The sequence below is a fragment of the Geobacillus sp. E263 genome (assembly GCF_007197795.1).
Classification (GTDB): Bacteria; Bacillota; Bacilli; order Bacillales; family Anoxybacillaceae; genus Parageobacillus_B; species Parageobacillus_B toebii.
In genome coordinates this window covers 2059554-2075243 of record NZ_CP041632.1, presented here as the reverse complement: position 1 = coordinate 2075243, position 15690 = coordinate 2059554, and the positions used below count along the sequence as shown (strand labels likewise).

Here is a 15690-nt window from a genome sequence, read left to right as displayed (position 1 = left end):
GGTGCTAGTTGAGTGTCAGCGCTCAACCAGCCCTAGTGTGACCAAGGAATAAGCCAACAAGATGCCATCGAGTGCCACTTCAAACCCGGCCATGGAATTCGCTCGAATGTCGGTGATCCGGTATTGGTCTACGAGAATCGAAAACACCGTCTCGATGACTTTGCGTTTTTTCCTGATCCATTCTTCCCATGCCTTGGATGGGCCGTGCTTTTGATTGTGTCGAGACGGTGTCCAGAACGCGGCTTGGTGTTCTTCGTACAGCTTTTCTCGAAGAGCGTGGCTGATGTACCCTTTGTCCCCAAAGTTGTAGGGATGAGGGATTTGAGTCATCACCGTTTCAGCGGCTTTGACGTCGTGGCAGGACGCTTCCGTCACGACATAGCCCATGGCCAGCCCTTGATTGGTCACTTGAAGATGCAGCTTGAAACCGTAGTACCATTGCTTTTTGGAAGCACAATACCCCATATCCGCGATCCCTCGAAACCGCTTGACGCGCTGCATTCTTGCGGGATGGCACAACGGAAGAGGCAAGCTGTCGACGACCGCATAAGCATGGTGTTGGCCACGTTTCGCCAGCTCATGACGGATCCATTTGATGGCGAAACCAAGCGCCCGGCAGCGGCGGTTGTATCGGGAGCGTTCAAGAAACGAGCCGTTTGTGAACAAATTTCCCGTGACAAAACGATGCCAGGCTCGTTCGGAAGAAAAGCCCAGCAGCTTCCCCAAAAGGTGAACCGCCATGACCACTTCGTCTTCTTGCTTGACCAAGTGACGGTTGCGGCGATGAAGATACATTTGAATCAACGACAGTTGGGCAGAAACAAAACAGAAAATAGCGGCATATTGTTTTTGAAGTTTGGCTGGATCTGTAGTAAAATGAAAGTGCTCTTGCATGGGGGATCTCTCCTTTCGAATGTTGGGTGACACTTTCATTCTACTGGAGATCCGCCAGCAAGGGCTATTTTTATGCTTGATCAAGTTTATCTAGCACCACGGGTTTTATATAAATTCATAATGATAGTTGACAACTAAAGTATCGAAGTGTCAAACGGCATGATATCTGTTACCCACTTTTCATTTGGCTGAGAAGCGGTAAAATCACGGTTTAAACGAATCGGTACGATGATTTTACTTTCTCCATTGATCCAGTTTTGACGTTTTTTTCATACGGCATTGAAGATTCCGTTTTTGCATGATTTTTTGTACGGTTTTTCAATCGATTTTGGTTCCATATTGAAGCCGTAGAACTTCTCTTACCTTACGATGACCGTAACGATAATGATTCTTTACACAGATTTCTTGAATTAACCGATACAAATTACGAGGGATACGATCATAATTTTCAATTTGGTTATCGAATTGCAATGTTTGACGAGGTGTTCCTTCTTTTAGAAGAAATTATTGGTATAAATTGATTAACTATCTCTGTCAGAAACGCCTTATTTTGCAGGATATTAGTGATTAACAAGATAATTATTAGAATATTTCTTTTTTAATAGCAAATCACAATTTTGTATTACAAAAATTCAAAAAAAGGAATGAAAGCGTATCCATAAATTTGTTTACCAGCGCTACAATAAGCGTAGAGAAAGGAGGATATGATGATACTAGATGGAAGAAGCATCCATCTCTTAAGAGAGGTGATTAGGAATCCGAATATTAGCAGCAAAGAATTAGAAAAGAAGTACCGGTTAAGCCGCAGGCAGATTGGGTATAGTTTTGAAAAAATAAATATGTGGCTAAGAAGCAAAAATATGAATGAAATTGAAAGAACGAAAAGCGGCTACTTTCTTATCGATAAAACCTTAAAATCTAAACTTAATTTAGAACTTAATCTAGACAAAGAGTTTGATTATGAGAATTTAAACGAATTATCCAAAATGCAACGAGTAAACATAATTTTGCTTATGTTATTAAGCAAAACGGAAGAACTTTCATTAGTTCATTTTACTAGTGAATTAAGAGTAAGCAAAAATACTGTAATAGATGACTTAAAACAAGTAAAGAAGCTTGTTAACGACTTTGATCTCGAGCTTCGTTATTCACGAAGATACGGCTATCTAATAGAAGGAAAAGAGTTCAACATTCGAAAATTATTGATATCCACAATATACAAGATTTTGAAAATGGATCGTGGAATCGAAAGAGTAAGACAAATTGCTCAGTTATCTGATGAAGAAATAGCAGAATTTAGAAATAGAATTGAAAAGGTGGAAAAATCGTTAAACTTAAAATTTACTGATGAGAAAATCGAGGTAATGCCTTATATTTTGCTTCTTATTCTAAGAAGGATTAGTCAAGGGATGAAAATTGACTCACCTTATATAAATTACAAGGAAATCTCAGATACAAAAGAATATTTAGCAACAGAAGAAATTCTCCGTGATTTCAAAGAAGTTCCAGAAGAGGAGCGTCTCTTTATCACACTTCATTTACTCACAACCAATGTACATTGGTCAGAAGGATTAACTGAGGAAACCATTCCTGATTTGGTGCAAGCGTTGGATGAGATGCTGATACTTTTTGAAAAAAATACATGCATTTTTTTAAAAGATAGGGATCAGTTGCTTCAAAAGTTGCTTCTTCATATGAAGCCAGCGTATTACCGAATAAAGTATAATTTAACAGAAGTTAATGATATGTATGAAATTGTTAAAATTGTTAACCATGATTTTAAAGAGCTTCATCATTTAGTGAAAAAGTCTATTCAACCGTTAGTTGATTTAATTGGATGTGACATTCCAGAAAGCGAAACGGTTTATTTAACGATGTTAATTGGGGGATGGCTTACACGCCAAGGAGAAAATATAAGCAAAAGAATGAAAGCAGTTGTCGTCTGCCCTAAAGGTGTTTCCATTTCTCGATTGATGTTCAGCACGCTAAGAGAATTGTTTCCGGAGTTTATATTTTTAGACTCATTATCAATTAGAGAATTCCAACAATATCCAATAGACTACGATATTGTATTTGCACCGGTGTTTTTGGAAACACCAAAAAAATTTTTTCTAGTTAACTCCTTTCTCGGATACGAAGAGAAAAAAAGACTACGCAAACAAGTGATGCACGAATTATACGGATATGTGCCAAATGAATTAAATGTAGATGGTATATTGGAAATTATCGAAAAACATTGTGTGATTAAGGATAGAAAAAATTTATCAAAACAGTTACTAGAGTACATTAGTCAGGACCGTTCGCCAGAGTTACATTATGGATTTAGTACGAAAAACCCGGATTTATGTGAATTAATAACACCATCAACGATTACTTTGCGACATTCTGTTAATACTTGGGAGGAAGCAATTAAGATTGCCTCACGACCTTTGCTAAAAAGTAACAGCATTACACAGCAATATATAGAATCTATGATTCAGCGCTGTCATTCTGATCCATATATTGTAATTGGTCCGAATACAGCTATTCCACATGCAGCGCCAGATGAAGGAGTTAATGAACTTTCTATGAGTTTACTTCGGTTAAGAAAGGGTGTAACCTTTGCAACTGACTATTCAATTCAGCTAGTGATTGTTATCGCAGCATTGGACAAAGACCGCCATCTTCGGGCGCTAATGCAGTTGATGAAACTAGTGAGAAATGATCACGACCGCCAACAAATCATAAATGCAAGATCTGTTTATGAGGTACACGAAATCATCAAAAAATATGCAGTCGATCAATAATGTATGTTTAGAAATATCGAGGTGATAAATAAGTGTGTGAAATATATTTTGATGAGTCATTAATCTTGAAGGATGTAAATGTGAATAATAGAGAAGAATTATTAAAGATCATGGCCATAAATCTGTTTGAAAAAGGATTAGTAAAAGAAAGCTTTATTGAAGCTGTTATTGAGAGAGAAAGAAACTCTGCTACTGGTCTTCCTACCAATGGAGTTTCTGTTGCTATTCCTCATACAGATTCAGAGCATGTAAATAAAAATGCCATAAGTGTGGCGATATTAAAGGAACCGGTGAAATTTGGGGTTATGGGAGAAAGAAGCGCAGAAACTCCTGTTCAAATAGTATTTATGCTTGCAATGAATAAGGAAGATTCTCATCTCGTTCTTCTTCAAAAACTAATGGGAATATTTCAAAATGAAGAGGAATTGCAGTTTCTAATGTCAGAAGAAAACAGGACAAATATAAAAAATCGCTTAGCTAATAATTTACAAATACTATAAAAGGAGAGATTAACATGAAGAAAAAACAAGTATTAGTAGCATGTGGAACAGGAATTGCGACATCTACAATTGTGAATAAAGCGATAGAAGATCTTTGCAAAGAAAACAATATTGAATGTGACATTGTTCAAATTAAGATTACTGAAGTAGGTTCGTATGTCGATACAGCTGATCTGTTGGTTACTACAACTATTGTTCAAAATGAATACCCATTCCCTGTAATCAATGCACGAGCGTTTTTAACGGGGATTGGATTAGAAGAAGTGAAAAAAGAAATTTTGGAACATTTGAAAAAGTAATTGATAACAAATTTGGATTCCATGATTTCTGCATGGAATCCAAAAGTGAATATTCAAAGGTATTAAAATGGGGGCTTAAATTATGAAGGAATTTGTTGATGCATTGAAGGCGTTTTTAGATTTGGGCGCAACTGTTATCTTGCCAGTTGTTATTTTCCTGCTTGGTTTGTTATTTGGTCAAAAACCTGGAAAAGCTTTTAGAGCAGGTCTAACGATAGGAGTGGCATTCGTTGGAATTTTCTTAGTAGTAGATTTACTTGTAAGTAATTTGGGTCCAGCTGCCCAAGGAATGGTTGAAAGATTTGGAATTAAATTGAATGTTATTGATGTCGGTTGGCCAGCGGCAGCTTCTATTTCATGGGCTTCTCCGATTGCAGCATTTATTATACCACTTGGTCTATTATTAAATGTCTTAATGCTTATTACCAAAACAACTAAAACGATGAACGTGGATATTTGGAACTTTTGGCATTATACATTTATGGGAGCTATTGTATATGCTTTAACAGACAGCATAATCCAAGCGCTAATCGCTGCACTTTTATTCCAAATTGTATGTTTAAAAATTGCCGATTGGACAGCACCAATGTTGGAAAATTACTTTGGGCTACCGGGAATTTCTGTCGCTACTGGAAGCACAGTTTCTTATGCAGTATTAGGGATTCCGATGGTGAAATTAATGCAAAAAATTCCTGGTGTTAAGAAATTGAATGCAGATCCTGAAACAATCCAAAAAAAATTCGGAATATTTGGAGAACCGATTTTCATGGGGCTAATTCTTGGTTTAGCTTTAGGTTTACTTGCCGGTTATTCTGTTGGCGAAACGATTAAAATTGGTATGTCGATGGCAGCGGTTATGGTGCTTATGCCTAGAATGGTGAAAATTTTAATGGAAGGTCTCATGCCTATTTCAGAATCAGCACGTGAATTACTTCAAAAGAAATTTGGTGCTCAAAATATTTATATTGGGCTAGATGCCGCTGTCGCGATTGGTCATCCGGCAGTCATTTCAACAGCGTTAATTCTTGTTCCAATAACAGTGGCATTAGCTGTAATCTTGCCGGGCAATAATGTGCTTCCTTTCGGTGACTTAGCAACGATTCCTTTTATTGTCGCATTTATCGTTGGTGCTTCGCGAGGGAATATTGTTCATTCCGTGATTGTCGGTACTGTTATGATTGCTTTATCACTTTACATGGCAACAGATCTTGCAACACTTCATACACAAATGGCTATTGATGCTAAATTCCATATGCCTGAAGGTGCAAGCAAAATATCTAGTATCGACCAAGGTGGTAACTTAATTAACTATATAATTTATAAACTCTTTGCTCTCATAAACTAATGAAACTGAATAGATTTTTAGGCTCCTTCTGTTTCCTTATTATAGAGTATAAGGAGGACAAAAAAATGAAAGCGTTAGTCAAAAAAGAATTAGGTTTTGGTAACCTAGAAATTGTAGATGTTGAAGAACCAGAAGTAGGTAAAGATCAAGTTAAAATATTAGTGAAATATAGTGGGATATGTGGTACCGACATTCACACATACGAAGGTCATTATAAAGTAAAGGCACCTGTTATTTTGGGGCATGAATTTTCAGGGGAAATAGTAGAGGTCGGTGAAAACGTAACAGAATTTAAACCAGGGGACAGAGTAACGTCAGAAACAACTTTCTATATTTGTGGAGAATGCATTTATTGTCAAACAGGTGACTACAATTTATGTAGCAGTAGAAAAGGGTTAGGAACGCAGCAAAATGGCAGCTTTGCTAAGTATGTAATTGCTAGAAAAGAAAGCGTTCATAAGCTTCCTGAACAGGTAGATTATGTATCTGCTGCTATGACTGAGCCGCTTGCTTGTGCGCATCATGCGGTGACTAAAGCAACAATTAAGGAAGGAGATGTTGTTGTTGTTTTAGGACCTGGCCCAATTGGTTTACTTGTTGCTCAAGTAGTAAAAACTTATGGAGCGACCGTTATTGTTACTGGTTTGTCTACTGATAAACTTCGTCTAGAAAAAGCCAAAGAATTGGGGATTGATTATGCTGTTAATATTCAACAAGAAGATATAAACCATGTCGTAAAAAGTTTAACAGATGGATACGGTGCTGATGTTGTTTTTGAATGTGCAGGAGCTGTTTCAGCGGTGAATATGGGGCTAGACTTATTGAAAAAGAAGGGGCAGTTTATACAGGTAGGGATTTTTGCAAAATCTGAGATTCCTATTAATTCAGAAAAGATTATTCAAAAAGAAATTACGATGATTGGATCTAGAAGTCAAAAACCTGCTGATTGGGAGCCAGCATTAGCTTTGATGAATGAAAAGAAAGTAAATGCCAAAGCACTTGTTACGCATCAATTTACGATTGATCAATGGGACGAAGCGTACAGAGTAATTAAAAATGGAGAAGCCATCAAAGTACTGTTAACACCTATTGATTAAATAAAGAAGCAGTTTCCCTAGATAATCATAACTTATAAAATCCAAAGAGCTATACAAAAACAAGAAAACGCTTTCTATGGATGCTCGGAAGCTAAATTAAAAATAAAAGGTGATCGAGATTTATGATTGAAAAGATTCTTGATTTTGTGCTTGGACCATATGGGAGAATGGTTGGAGATTTTTATATTGAGCATCAGTTGTTAATTAACACCATTGTTGTCGGTACAGCATTAGCCTCTAAATTTTATTTAAAACAAAGAAAGCCATCTACCCAATCAAATCTTTCTGTTGAGGCTGCGGAACTTAATGAAAGATAAGCAGAGTAGGAAGGAAGTAAAAATGAATGAGGGCATTAAAGTTATATGGAAAAAGAGATTTGCGATACGAGGAAGCCGAGGAACCGTTTATTGAAAAAAATGATGAGGTCATTATAAAAGTAAAGGCGGCAGGCATTTGTGGCTCTGACTTATCAAGATATGCTAAGCTAGGTCCATATATTGAAGGGATGATATGGGGGCATGAGTTTAGCGGTGAAGTAGTTGCAATCGGATCTGACGTTCATCATGTTAAAATCGGGGACCGTGTGGCAGCATGCCCCACACTTTATTGTGGAAAGTGTGAAAGCTGTAAAAAAGGATTGTTATCGCAATGTAAAAAATTAACAGTGATTGGGGCTAGACATCCTGGAGCATTTGCAGAATATGTAAAGCTTCCTGGAGAAAATGTACTTTCTATACCTGAAACAATTGACTTTGATACGGCGACATTTATAGAACCTTCAGCTGTAGTGGCACATGGATTTTACCGAACTAGAATCCAGCCCGGTGCAGATGTTGCAGTAGTGGGTTGCGGTAGTATTGGGTTATTAGCTGTTCAGTGGGCAAAAATTTTCGGTGCTAGTAAGGTTTATGCCATCGATATTGATAGTAAGAAATTAGATATTGCAAAAGAAGTCGGTGCGGATGTTGTTATTCATGCAGTTGAAAAAACAGCTTATGAACAGTTAATGGAATTAACTGATGGAAATGGGGTTGATTTAGTTATTGAATCAGCCGGTTCTCCTATTACATCTGCCCAAGTGTTTGCGTTAGCCAAAAAAGGAGGAGGAGTTTTGTTTTTAGGTATCCCATACTCGGATGTAAACATCGAACGATTTTATTTTGAAAAAATTGTAAGAAATGAATTAACTGTACTAGGATCTTGGAATGCTATTTCAGCTCCATTCCCTGGAAGAGAGTGGAGCACAACAATCGAATGCATGAGCAAGGGACTAATTAATGTAAAGCCATTAATAACTCACCGTGTTCCTCTTTCACAGGGACCAGAGATTTTTGAAAGAATAACAAATAAAAACGAATTTTTTGGGAAAGTACTGTTCTATCCAGAAATACAATAACGAACAATGAATGAGTCGGTACCCAATATTATAGTTTTGGGTACCGACTTTTTTACCGATACCGCTCCAACTGGGCGAAAAAGTCTTTCACAAACCGATAAAACACTTTGACCGACGGCGCCAGTTCGTGATGGTCAGAGATGATAATGCCAACGTTTCGTTTGACTTGCGGTATTTCGATTGGCACTTTTACCGCGAAGCGGGGCACCGTTTCATAAAAGGCGCTTTCCGGAAGAAGAGTGACGCCAATCCCCGCGGAGACGAGACCTTTAATTGCGTCTAAATCTTCGCCTTCCGATGAGATGATCGGGGAAAATCCTGCTTGCTGGCAGGCATCGAGAACAATTTGATGCAAAATGTACCCTTCAGGAAATGTCACAAACGGTTCGTTGCGCAGTTCATTTAGTACTAAGCTGTCTCGTTTGGCAAGCGGATGGTTGCTTGGAAGAAGGGCGGCAAACATTTCCGAAAACAAAATCTCCCCTTTAATGCCTGGTTCACCAGTTGGAACAGGCCCGAGAAACGCCAAATCGATTTCTCTTTTTTTCACCGCTTCGATTAAATATTTGTAAGCTCCTTGCCGCAAATGAAACGACACATTTGGATGCTCTTCTTTAAAAGCGGAGATGACCATCGGCATCGTATGGCTTGCTAAACTCGTTGGGAAGCCGATTTTGATCGTCCCGCGTTCCGGGTCTAAATATTCTTCGATTTGCTGCTTGGCGTATTCAATGGCCTTTAGCGCTGTCTCCACATGAGGTAAAAAGTGGCGGCCGACTGGGGTGAGTTTCACGTTTCGTCCTTCCCGTTCAAATAACTGTACGCCAAGTTCGGCCTCTAAATTAGCAATTTGCCGGCTGATGGCGGATTGTGCGACATGAAGAGCTTCCGCCGCTTCGGAAACGTGCTCCCGTTTGGCCACTTCTAAAAAATATTGAAGTTGTCTTAGCTCCATTTTCCCCACCTCCCTGCTATTAATCTCAAAATGAGATTAATTTAATCTAAATTATATATTGTTTATATTATTTTTGAAAACTACAATTATATACACAGAGCAAATGGAACGGGAGGGAAGCAAGATGAAACATTACGGGCTACCGAAAGCGCAGGGGCTTTATCGTCCTGAATTTGAGCATGATGCGTGCGGTATCGGCTTTTACGCCCATTTAAAAGGAAAGCCGTCCCACGATATTATAAAAAAAGGTCTTCATATGCTTCGTCAGCTTGAACATCGCGGCGGGCAAGGAAGCGATCCAGAAACAGGCGATGGCGCGGGTATTATGGTACAAATTCCGCACGAATATTTCCAAGTGGCGTGTGGAAAAATGAAGCTTCCGCCAAAAGGGCGTTATGGCGTCGGCATGGTCTTTTTGCCGGAAGATGAGGAAAAACGATTGTATTATGAAAGAGAAATCAATAAAATCATCAAAAAAGAAGGACAGACGCTGTTAGGCTGGCGCACTGTGCCTGTAAATATCGAAAAACTCGGAAAACTCGCAAAACAAAGCAAACCGTTTATCCGTCAAGTTTTCATCGCAGCAAGCGACGATATTCAAGATGAGCTTGCATTTGAACGAAAATTGTATGTCATCCGCAAACAAGCGGAAAAGCTTGTTCAAAATAATGAATGTTATTTCGCCAGCCTCTCAAGCCGGACGATTGTATATAAAGGATTGCTTACACCGGAACAATTGGATGAATTTTATGTCGATTTGCAGGACGAACGGTTTCAATCGGCGTTTGCCCTCGTTCACTCCCGCTTTAGTACAAACACATTCCCTAGCTGGGAAAGAGCGCATCCAAACCGCTATTTAATTCATAACGGCGAAATCAATACGCTAAGAGGAAACGTCAATTGGATGATGGCGCGGGAAAAGCAATTTGTATCTGAACTTTTCGGTGAGGATTTGCAAAAAATTACGCCGATTTTAGATATGAACGGCAGTGACTCATCCATTTTAGATAATGCGTTTGAATTTTTCGTCTTAGCCGGGAAAAAATTGGCTCATGCGGCGATGATGCTCATTCCGGAACCATGGTTCTGGGACAACGAAATGGATGATGACAAAAAGGCGTTTTACGAATACCATAGCTGCTTAATGGAACCGTGGGACGGCCCAACGGCGATTTCGTTTACGGATGGCAGACAAATCGGCGCGATTTTAGACCGTAACGGTTTAAGGCCAGCGCGTTATTATGTGACAAAAGATGACTATATTATTTTCTCATCGGAAGTCGGTGTCATTGATGTAGATCCAAATAACGTGCTATATAAAGATCGCTTAAGCCCAGGGAAAATGCTTTTAGTCGATTTAGAGCAAGGCCGGATTATTTCTGATGAGGAAATTAAAGAAGAAATCGCTAAAGAAAAGCCGTACCGCAAATGGTTGAACGAAAAAATGATGACGTTAAACGATCTCGATATTCCAGAATATACGGAGCCGGTCAAAAATCTTGTCACATTGCAAAAAGCGTTCGGCTATACGTATGAAGATGTAGAAAAAACGATCATCGCGATGGTGAAAGAAGGAAAAGACCCGACAGGCGCGATGGGAATGGATGCGCCGCTTGCGGTGTTGTCAGACCGTCCGCAAAGCTTGTTTAACTATTTTAAACAGCTGTTTGCGCAAGTCACCAACCCGCCGATTGATGCGATTCGCGAATATATTGTGACATCGACGATGACGCTTCTTGGAAAAGAAGGAAATATTCTTCATCCGGATGCATCGGCCGCCCGCCGTATTCGCTTGGATACACCGATTCTTTCGAACGAAGAACTTGCTGCGTTAAAGTCAAACCCGTATCCTGAGTTTAAATGTGTGACGATTCCGACATTATTTACCGACGACTTGCAAAAAGCGCTTGATGAAATGTTTGAAAAAGCGGAAAAGGCGATGGAAAACGGCGCGGTGCTTCTTGTATTGTCTGACCGAGGCGTTGACGAACGTCATGTCGCCATTCCGACGCTTCTTGCCGCAAGTGCGCTTCATCAATATCTTGTACGAAAAGGAACGCGCACGAATGTAAGCATTATTGTCGAATGCGGCGAAGCGCGGGAAGTGCATCATTTTGCCGCTTTAATCGGATACGGCGCGGATGCGGTTAATCCGTATTTGGCGCTGGAGACGATTCGCAGCGCTGTGGAAAACGGAGTCATTTCGCTTTCCTATCATGAAGCGGTGAACAAATATAAAAAGGCGGTTACCGATGGCGTTGTCAAAGTCATGTCGAAAATGGGAATTTCGACGGTGCAAAGCTACCGCGGTGCGCAAATTTTTGAAGCGGTCGGCATCGGTGAAGAAGTGATCGAACAATATTTCACAGGCACGGCATCCCAAATCGGCGGCATCGGTTTAGCGGAAATTGCTAAAGAAGCGAAAATGCGCCATGAAGCCGCATTCCAAACGACATACAAAGACGATACATTAGACCCAGGCAGCGAGCTGCAATGGAGACGAAACGGAGAACATCACGCATTCAATCCAAAGACGATTCATCTGCTTCAATGGGCGTGCCGAAAAAATGATTATCAGCTTTATAAAGAGTATTCCAAATTGGCAAATGAAGAGCGCATGACCTTTTTGCGAAATTTGTTTGAATTTGATGAAACGAGAACGCCGGTTCCGATTGAGGAAGTCGAGCCGGTTGAATCGATCGTGCGCCGCTTTAAAACAGGTGCGATGTCTTATGGTTCATTAAGCAAAGAAGCACATGAAGCGCTCGCTATCGCAATGAACCGCATCGGAGGAAAAAGCAATAGCGGCGAGGGTGGAGAAGATCCGAGCCGTTATGTGCCAGATGAAAATGGGGATTTGCGCAGAAGCGCGATTAAGCAAATCGCTTCCGGCCGCTTTGGCGTCAAAAGCCATTATTTAGTCAACGCCGATGAATTGCAAATCAAAATGGCGCAAGGGGCAAAACCTGGCGAAGGCGGACAGCTGCCTGCCAATAAAGTGTATCCGTGGATCGGAAAAGTGCGCGGCTCTACGCCTGGAGTAGAATTGATTTCTCCTCCTCCGCACCATGATATTTATTCGATTGAAGATTTGGCGCAGCTTATTTACGATTTGAAAAATGCCAATAGAGATGCGCGGATCAGCGTGAAACTTGTTTCCAAAGCAGGCGTCGGTACGATTGCGGCCGGCGTTGCGAAAGGAAATGCGGATGTTATTGTCATCAGCGGTTACGACGGCGGTACAGGAGCGTCGCCAAAAACGAGCATTAAGCATGCTGGGCTTCCGTGGGAGCTCGGTCTTGCGGAAACGCACCAAACGTTAATGTTAAATGGCTTGCGTGACCGTGTTGTGCTTGAAACAGACGGAAAATTAATGACTGGACGCGATGTTGTGATGGCCGCATTGTTCGGCGCTGAAGAATTTGGTTTTGCGACAGCCCCGCTTGTTGTTTTAGGGTGTGTGATGATGCGGGCATGCCATCTTGATACATGTCCGGTTGGGGTGGCAACGCAAAATCCAGAGCTTCGCAAAAAGTTTATGGGAAAACCGGAACACGTGATCAACTTCATGTATTTCGTTGCCCAAGAAGTGCGTGAAATAATGGCACAGCTCGGTTTCCGCACCATCGACGAAATGGTCGGAAGAGTCGATGTCTTAAAAGTGAGCGAGCGTGCGAAAAAACATTGGAAAGCGAAGCATTTGGATTTGTCGCGTTTACTTTATCAAGTAGACGGTCCACGGACATTTGCTCGTCCGCAGCAGCATAAAATCGAACAAACGATGGATTATAACGAAATTTTGCCGGCGGCAGTACCTGCGTTAGAGAAAAAAGAACAAGTCGAGCTTCATCTTCCTATTCGAAATGTTCATCGCACCGTCGGAGCGATTACGGGAAGCGAAATATCGAAACGATATGGAGAAGAAGGGCTTCCGGAAGATACGATTCGACTGCATTTCACAGGCTCTGCCGGACAAAGCTTTGCGGCTTTCGTTCCAAAAGGAATGACGATGACGCTTGTTGGCGATGCGAACGACTATGTCGGAAAAGGCCTTTCCGGCGGAAAAGTGATCGTCCGTCCGCCAGAAGAAGCATCGTTTGCTTCTGCGGATAACGTCATTATCGGCAACGTCGCTTTCTATGGGGCGACGAGCGGAGAAGCATATATTCGCGGACGCGCCGGCGAACGGTTCTGCGTGCGAAACAGCGGCGTGAACGCTGTCGTTGAAGGCGTCGGCGATCACGGCTGTGAGTATATGACAGGAGGACGTGTGGTGATCCTTGGTTCTGTCGGGAAAAACTTTGCGGCAGGAATGTCCGGAGGAATCGCTTATGTGCTATCCGATGATGAAAACGAATGGCAAAGAACCGCGAATAAAGAATTAGTGTTGTTCGAACGTCTCGAAGAGGAAGAAGAGATCAATGAAGTGCGTCAAATGATTGAAAAACATTACCAATATACCGGAAGCATAAAAGCTTCTCACATTTTGGCGCATTGGAATGAGTATGTCGGAAAATTTGTGAAAGTCATTCCGAGAAACTACAAATTGATGATCGAAACCATTAAAGCGATGGAACAATCCGGGCTTTCTCAAGATGAGGCGATGATGGCTGCTTTTGAAGCGGTGGCCAAACAAAAAAAAGTTGCGGTAAACGAACCACTCGCATTACAAGCGGTCGCTAAATAAGCGATCGCTTCGCCATCGTTACTGATCACAACAGCATGTGATTTCAATTACGGGGAGAACCAATCCGACACGATGTGAAAACGTCCAGGAAGTCGAGCAGAACAAGCGTTGCGAAGGTGTAGAAAAAACTTTTTTAGAATCTGCCGATTTCTATCGTATAGAGGTTCAATGGAATGGTACGGAAATGGAGGGGAAAACGATCATGGGAAAAGCAACCGGCTTTATGGAATATGCACGCGAGGAAGAAACAAAACGTGACCCGCTTTCCCGTCTCGACGATTGGAAAGAATATGCGTTTCCGTTTTCCGATGAAACGCTCGCAAGACAAGGCGCCCGCTGTATGGATTGCGGGACTCCGTTTTGTCATATGGGACTGGAATTGAACGGGCTGACATCGGGCTGCCCGATTCATAATTTGATCCCGGAGTGGAACGATTTAGTCTACCGAGGCAGATGGAAAGAGGCGCTCGAGCGGTTGCTGAAAACGAACAACTTCCCAGAATTTACCGGAAGGGTTTGTCCGGCGCCTTGTGAAGGTTCCTGTACGGTAGCGATTTCCGACCCGGCTGTCGCCATCAAAGGAATCGAGAGGGCGATTATTGATAAAGGGTTTGCCGAAGGATGGATTCAGCCACGGATTCCGCAAAAACGAACAGGAAAAAAAGTGGCGATTGTCGGTTCTGGGCCTGCCGGTCTTGCTTGCGCCGACCAACTCAATCAAGCGGGCCATTCGGTAACGGTGTACGAGCGGGCTGACCGAGTCGGCGGGTTATTAATGTATGGCATTCCAAATATGAAACTAGAAAAAGAAATTGTTGAGCGGAGAGTTCGGCTTTTAGAACAAGAAGGGATTACGTTCATAACCAATACGGAAGTTGGAAAAGACATCACCGCCGAAGAGCTGCGTTCTCAATATGACGCCGTCGTATTATGCATCGGCGCGCAAAAACATCGTGACCTTGCGATTGAAGGAAGAGAGCTTGAGGGTGTTCATTTTGCCATGGATTATTTAACAGGTGTGACAAAAAGCTTGCTTGACTCGAATTTTGCAGACGGCGGCTTCATCGATGCGAAAGACAAGCATGTCATTGTGATCGGCGGAGGCGATACGGGCGCGGACTGTGTTGCCACTGCATTAAGGCAAGGGTGCAAAAGCGTTGTGCAGTTTGGCAAGCACCCGGCATTGCCGGAACAACGATCGGAAAATAATCCATGGCCGCAATATCCGCTTGTATTTACACTGGATTACGCCTATGAAGAAGCGAAAGCGAAATTCGGTGCTGACCCGCGGCAATATTGCATTCAGACGAAAAAAATTGTTGGCGATGAGCACGGGCGAGTCAAAGAGCTTCATACGATTCAAATGGAAAAAATCATCGATGAAAACGGCAAAGCGATATTTAAAGAGATTCCGGGCACCGAACAAGTTTGGCCATGTGATTTAGTATTTATCGCCATCGGCTTTGAAGGTCCGGAGCAGCCGATTTTGCAGCAATTCGGCGTCGAGACTGTCAACAATAAAGTTAAAGCGCCGTACGGTAAATACACAACCAATGTCGAAGGAGTATTTGCGGCCGGAGACGCCCGCAGAGGCCAAAGCTTAATCGTTTGGGCGATTCACGAAGGCCGGGAAGCGGCAAGAGAAGTCGATCGTTTCTTAATGGGAACAACGAATTTGCCGTGATGTGGAAAATCCTCTTGAAAACAACTGGTTTTCGAGAGGATTTTTTC

Annotated in this window: 12 protein-coding genes; 9 read left to right on the top strand and 3 right to left on the bottom strand. The window is 41.7% G+C overall.

Annotated features, from left to right (window positions below; all coding sequences use genetic code 11):
- Window positions 1–15: 15 nt before the first annotated feature.
- Together FNL97_RS10660 and FNL97_RS18900 are read right to left on the bottom strand one after the other, a co-directional pair.
- Entirely contained in the window at window positions 16–894 is an 879-nt protein-coding gene (locus FNL97_RS10660; RefSeq protein WP_004439648.1) for an IS982-like element ISGsp1 family transposase, read from the bottom strand.
- A 318-nt stretch (window positions 895–1212) separates the two neighbouring features.
- Window positions 1213–1317, bottom strand: a complete 105-nt coding sequence (locus FNL97_RS18900) for an IS3 family transposase (RefSeq protein WP_502707813.1) — start codon at window positions 1315–1317, stop codon at window positions 1213–1215.
- 281 nt (window positions 1318–1598) lie between these two features.
- On the opposite strand from FNL97_RS18900, the gene FNL97_RS10655 reads away from it, so the two are divergent.
- From FNL97_RS10655 to FNL97_RS10625, 7 genes are all read left to right on the top strand, one after another.
- Window positions 1599–3680, top strand: coding sequence for a BglG family transcription antiterminator (locus FNL97_RS10655; RefSeq protein WP_502707725.1), 2082 nt, complete (start codon window positions 1599–1601; stop codon window positions 3678–3680).
- Window positions 3681–3712: 32 nt separating this feature from the next.
- Entirely contained in the window at window positions 3713–4180 is a 468-nt protein-coding gene (locus FNL97_RS10650) for a PTS sugar transporter subunit IIA (RefSeq protein ID WP_143415761.1), read from the top strand.
- 14 nt (window positions 4181–4194) lie between these two features.
- Complete coding sequence (locus FNL97_RS10645; RefSeq protein WP_143415760.1) at window positions 4195–4479, top strand: PTS sugar transporter subunit IIB; 285 nt, start codon at window positions 4195–4197, stop codon at window positions 4477–4479.
- A gap of 82 nt (window positions 4480–4561) precedes the next feature.
- Window positions 4562–5824 carry a PTS galactitol transporter subunit IIC gene (locus tag FNL97_RS10640; protein WP_143415759.1) on the top strand — a complete coding sequence of 421 codons (1263 nt, stop codon included), beginning with the start codon at window positions 4562–4564 and terminating at the stop codon, window positions 5822–5824.
- A gap of 65 nt (window positions 5825–5889) precedes the next feature.
- Entirely contained in the window at window positions 5890–6921 is a 1032-nt protein-coding gene (locus tag FNL97_RS10635; protein WP_143415758.1) for a zinc-binding dehydrogenase, read from the top strand.
- Window positions 6922–7043: 122 nt separating this feature from the next.
- The gene (locus FNL97_RS10630; protein WP_143415757.1) at window positions 7044–7238 is read left to right on the top strand and encodes a hypothetical protein; all 195 of its coding nucleotides are present in this window, start codon (window positions 7044–7046) and stop codon (window positions 7236–7238) included.
- A 26-nt stretch (window positions 7239–7264) separates the two neighbouring features.
- Entirely contained in the window at window positions 7265–8317 is a 1053-nt protein-coding gene (locus tag FNL97_RS10625; protein WP_143415756.1) for a galactitol-1-phosphate 5-dehydrogenase, read from the top strand.
- A 52-nt stretch (window positions 8318–8369) separates the two neighbouring features.
- Here FNL97_RS10625 and gltC read toward each other — a convergent pair whose 3' ends face one another.
- Window positions 8370–9272, bottom strand: a complete 903-nt coding sequence (gene gltC, locus FNL97_RS10620; protein WP_143415755.1) for a glutamate biosynthesis transcriptional regulator GltC — start codon at window positions 9270–9272, stop codon at window positions 8370–8372.
- A 124-nt stretch (window positions 9273–9396) separates the two neighbouring features.
- Here gltC and gltB point away from each other — a divergent pair, with 124 nt between their 5' ends.
- Together gltB and FNL97_RS10610 are read left to right on the top strand one after the other, a co-directional pair.
- A complete protein-coding gene (gene gltB / locus FNL97_RS10615) occupies window positions 9397–13959 on the top strand; it encodes a glutamate synthase large subunit (RefSeq protein WP_143415754.1) in 4563 nt (1520 codons plus the stop codon).
- A 202-nt stretch (window positions 13960–14161) separates the two neighbouring features.
- Entirely contained in the window at window positions 14162–15643 is a 1482-nt protein-coding gene (locus FNL97_RS10610) for a glutamate synthase subunit beta (protein WP_062679379.1), read from the top strand.
- Window positions 15644–15690: the final 47 nt, after the last annotated feature.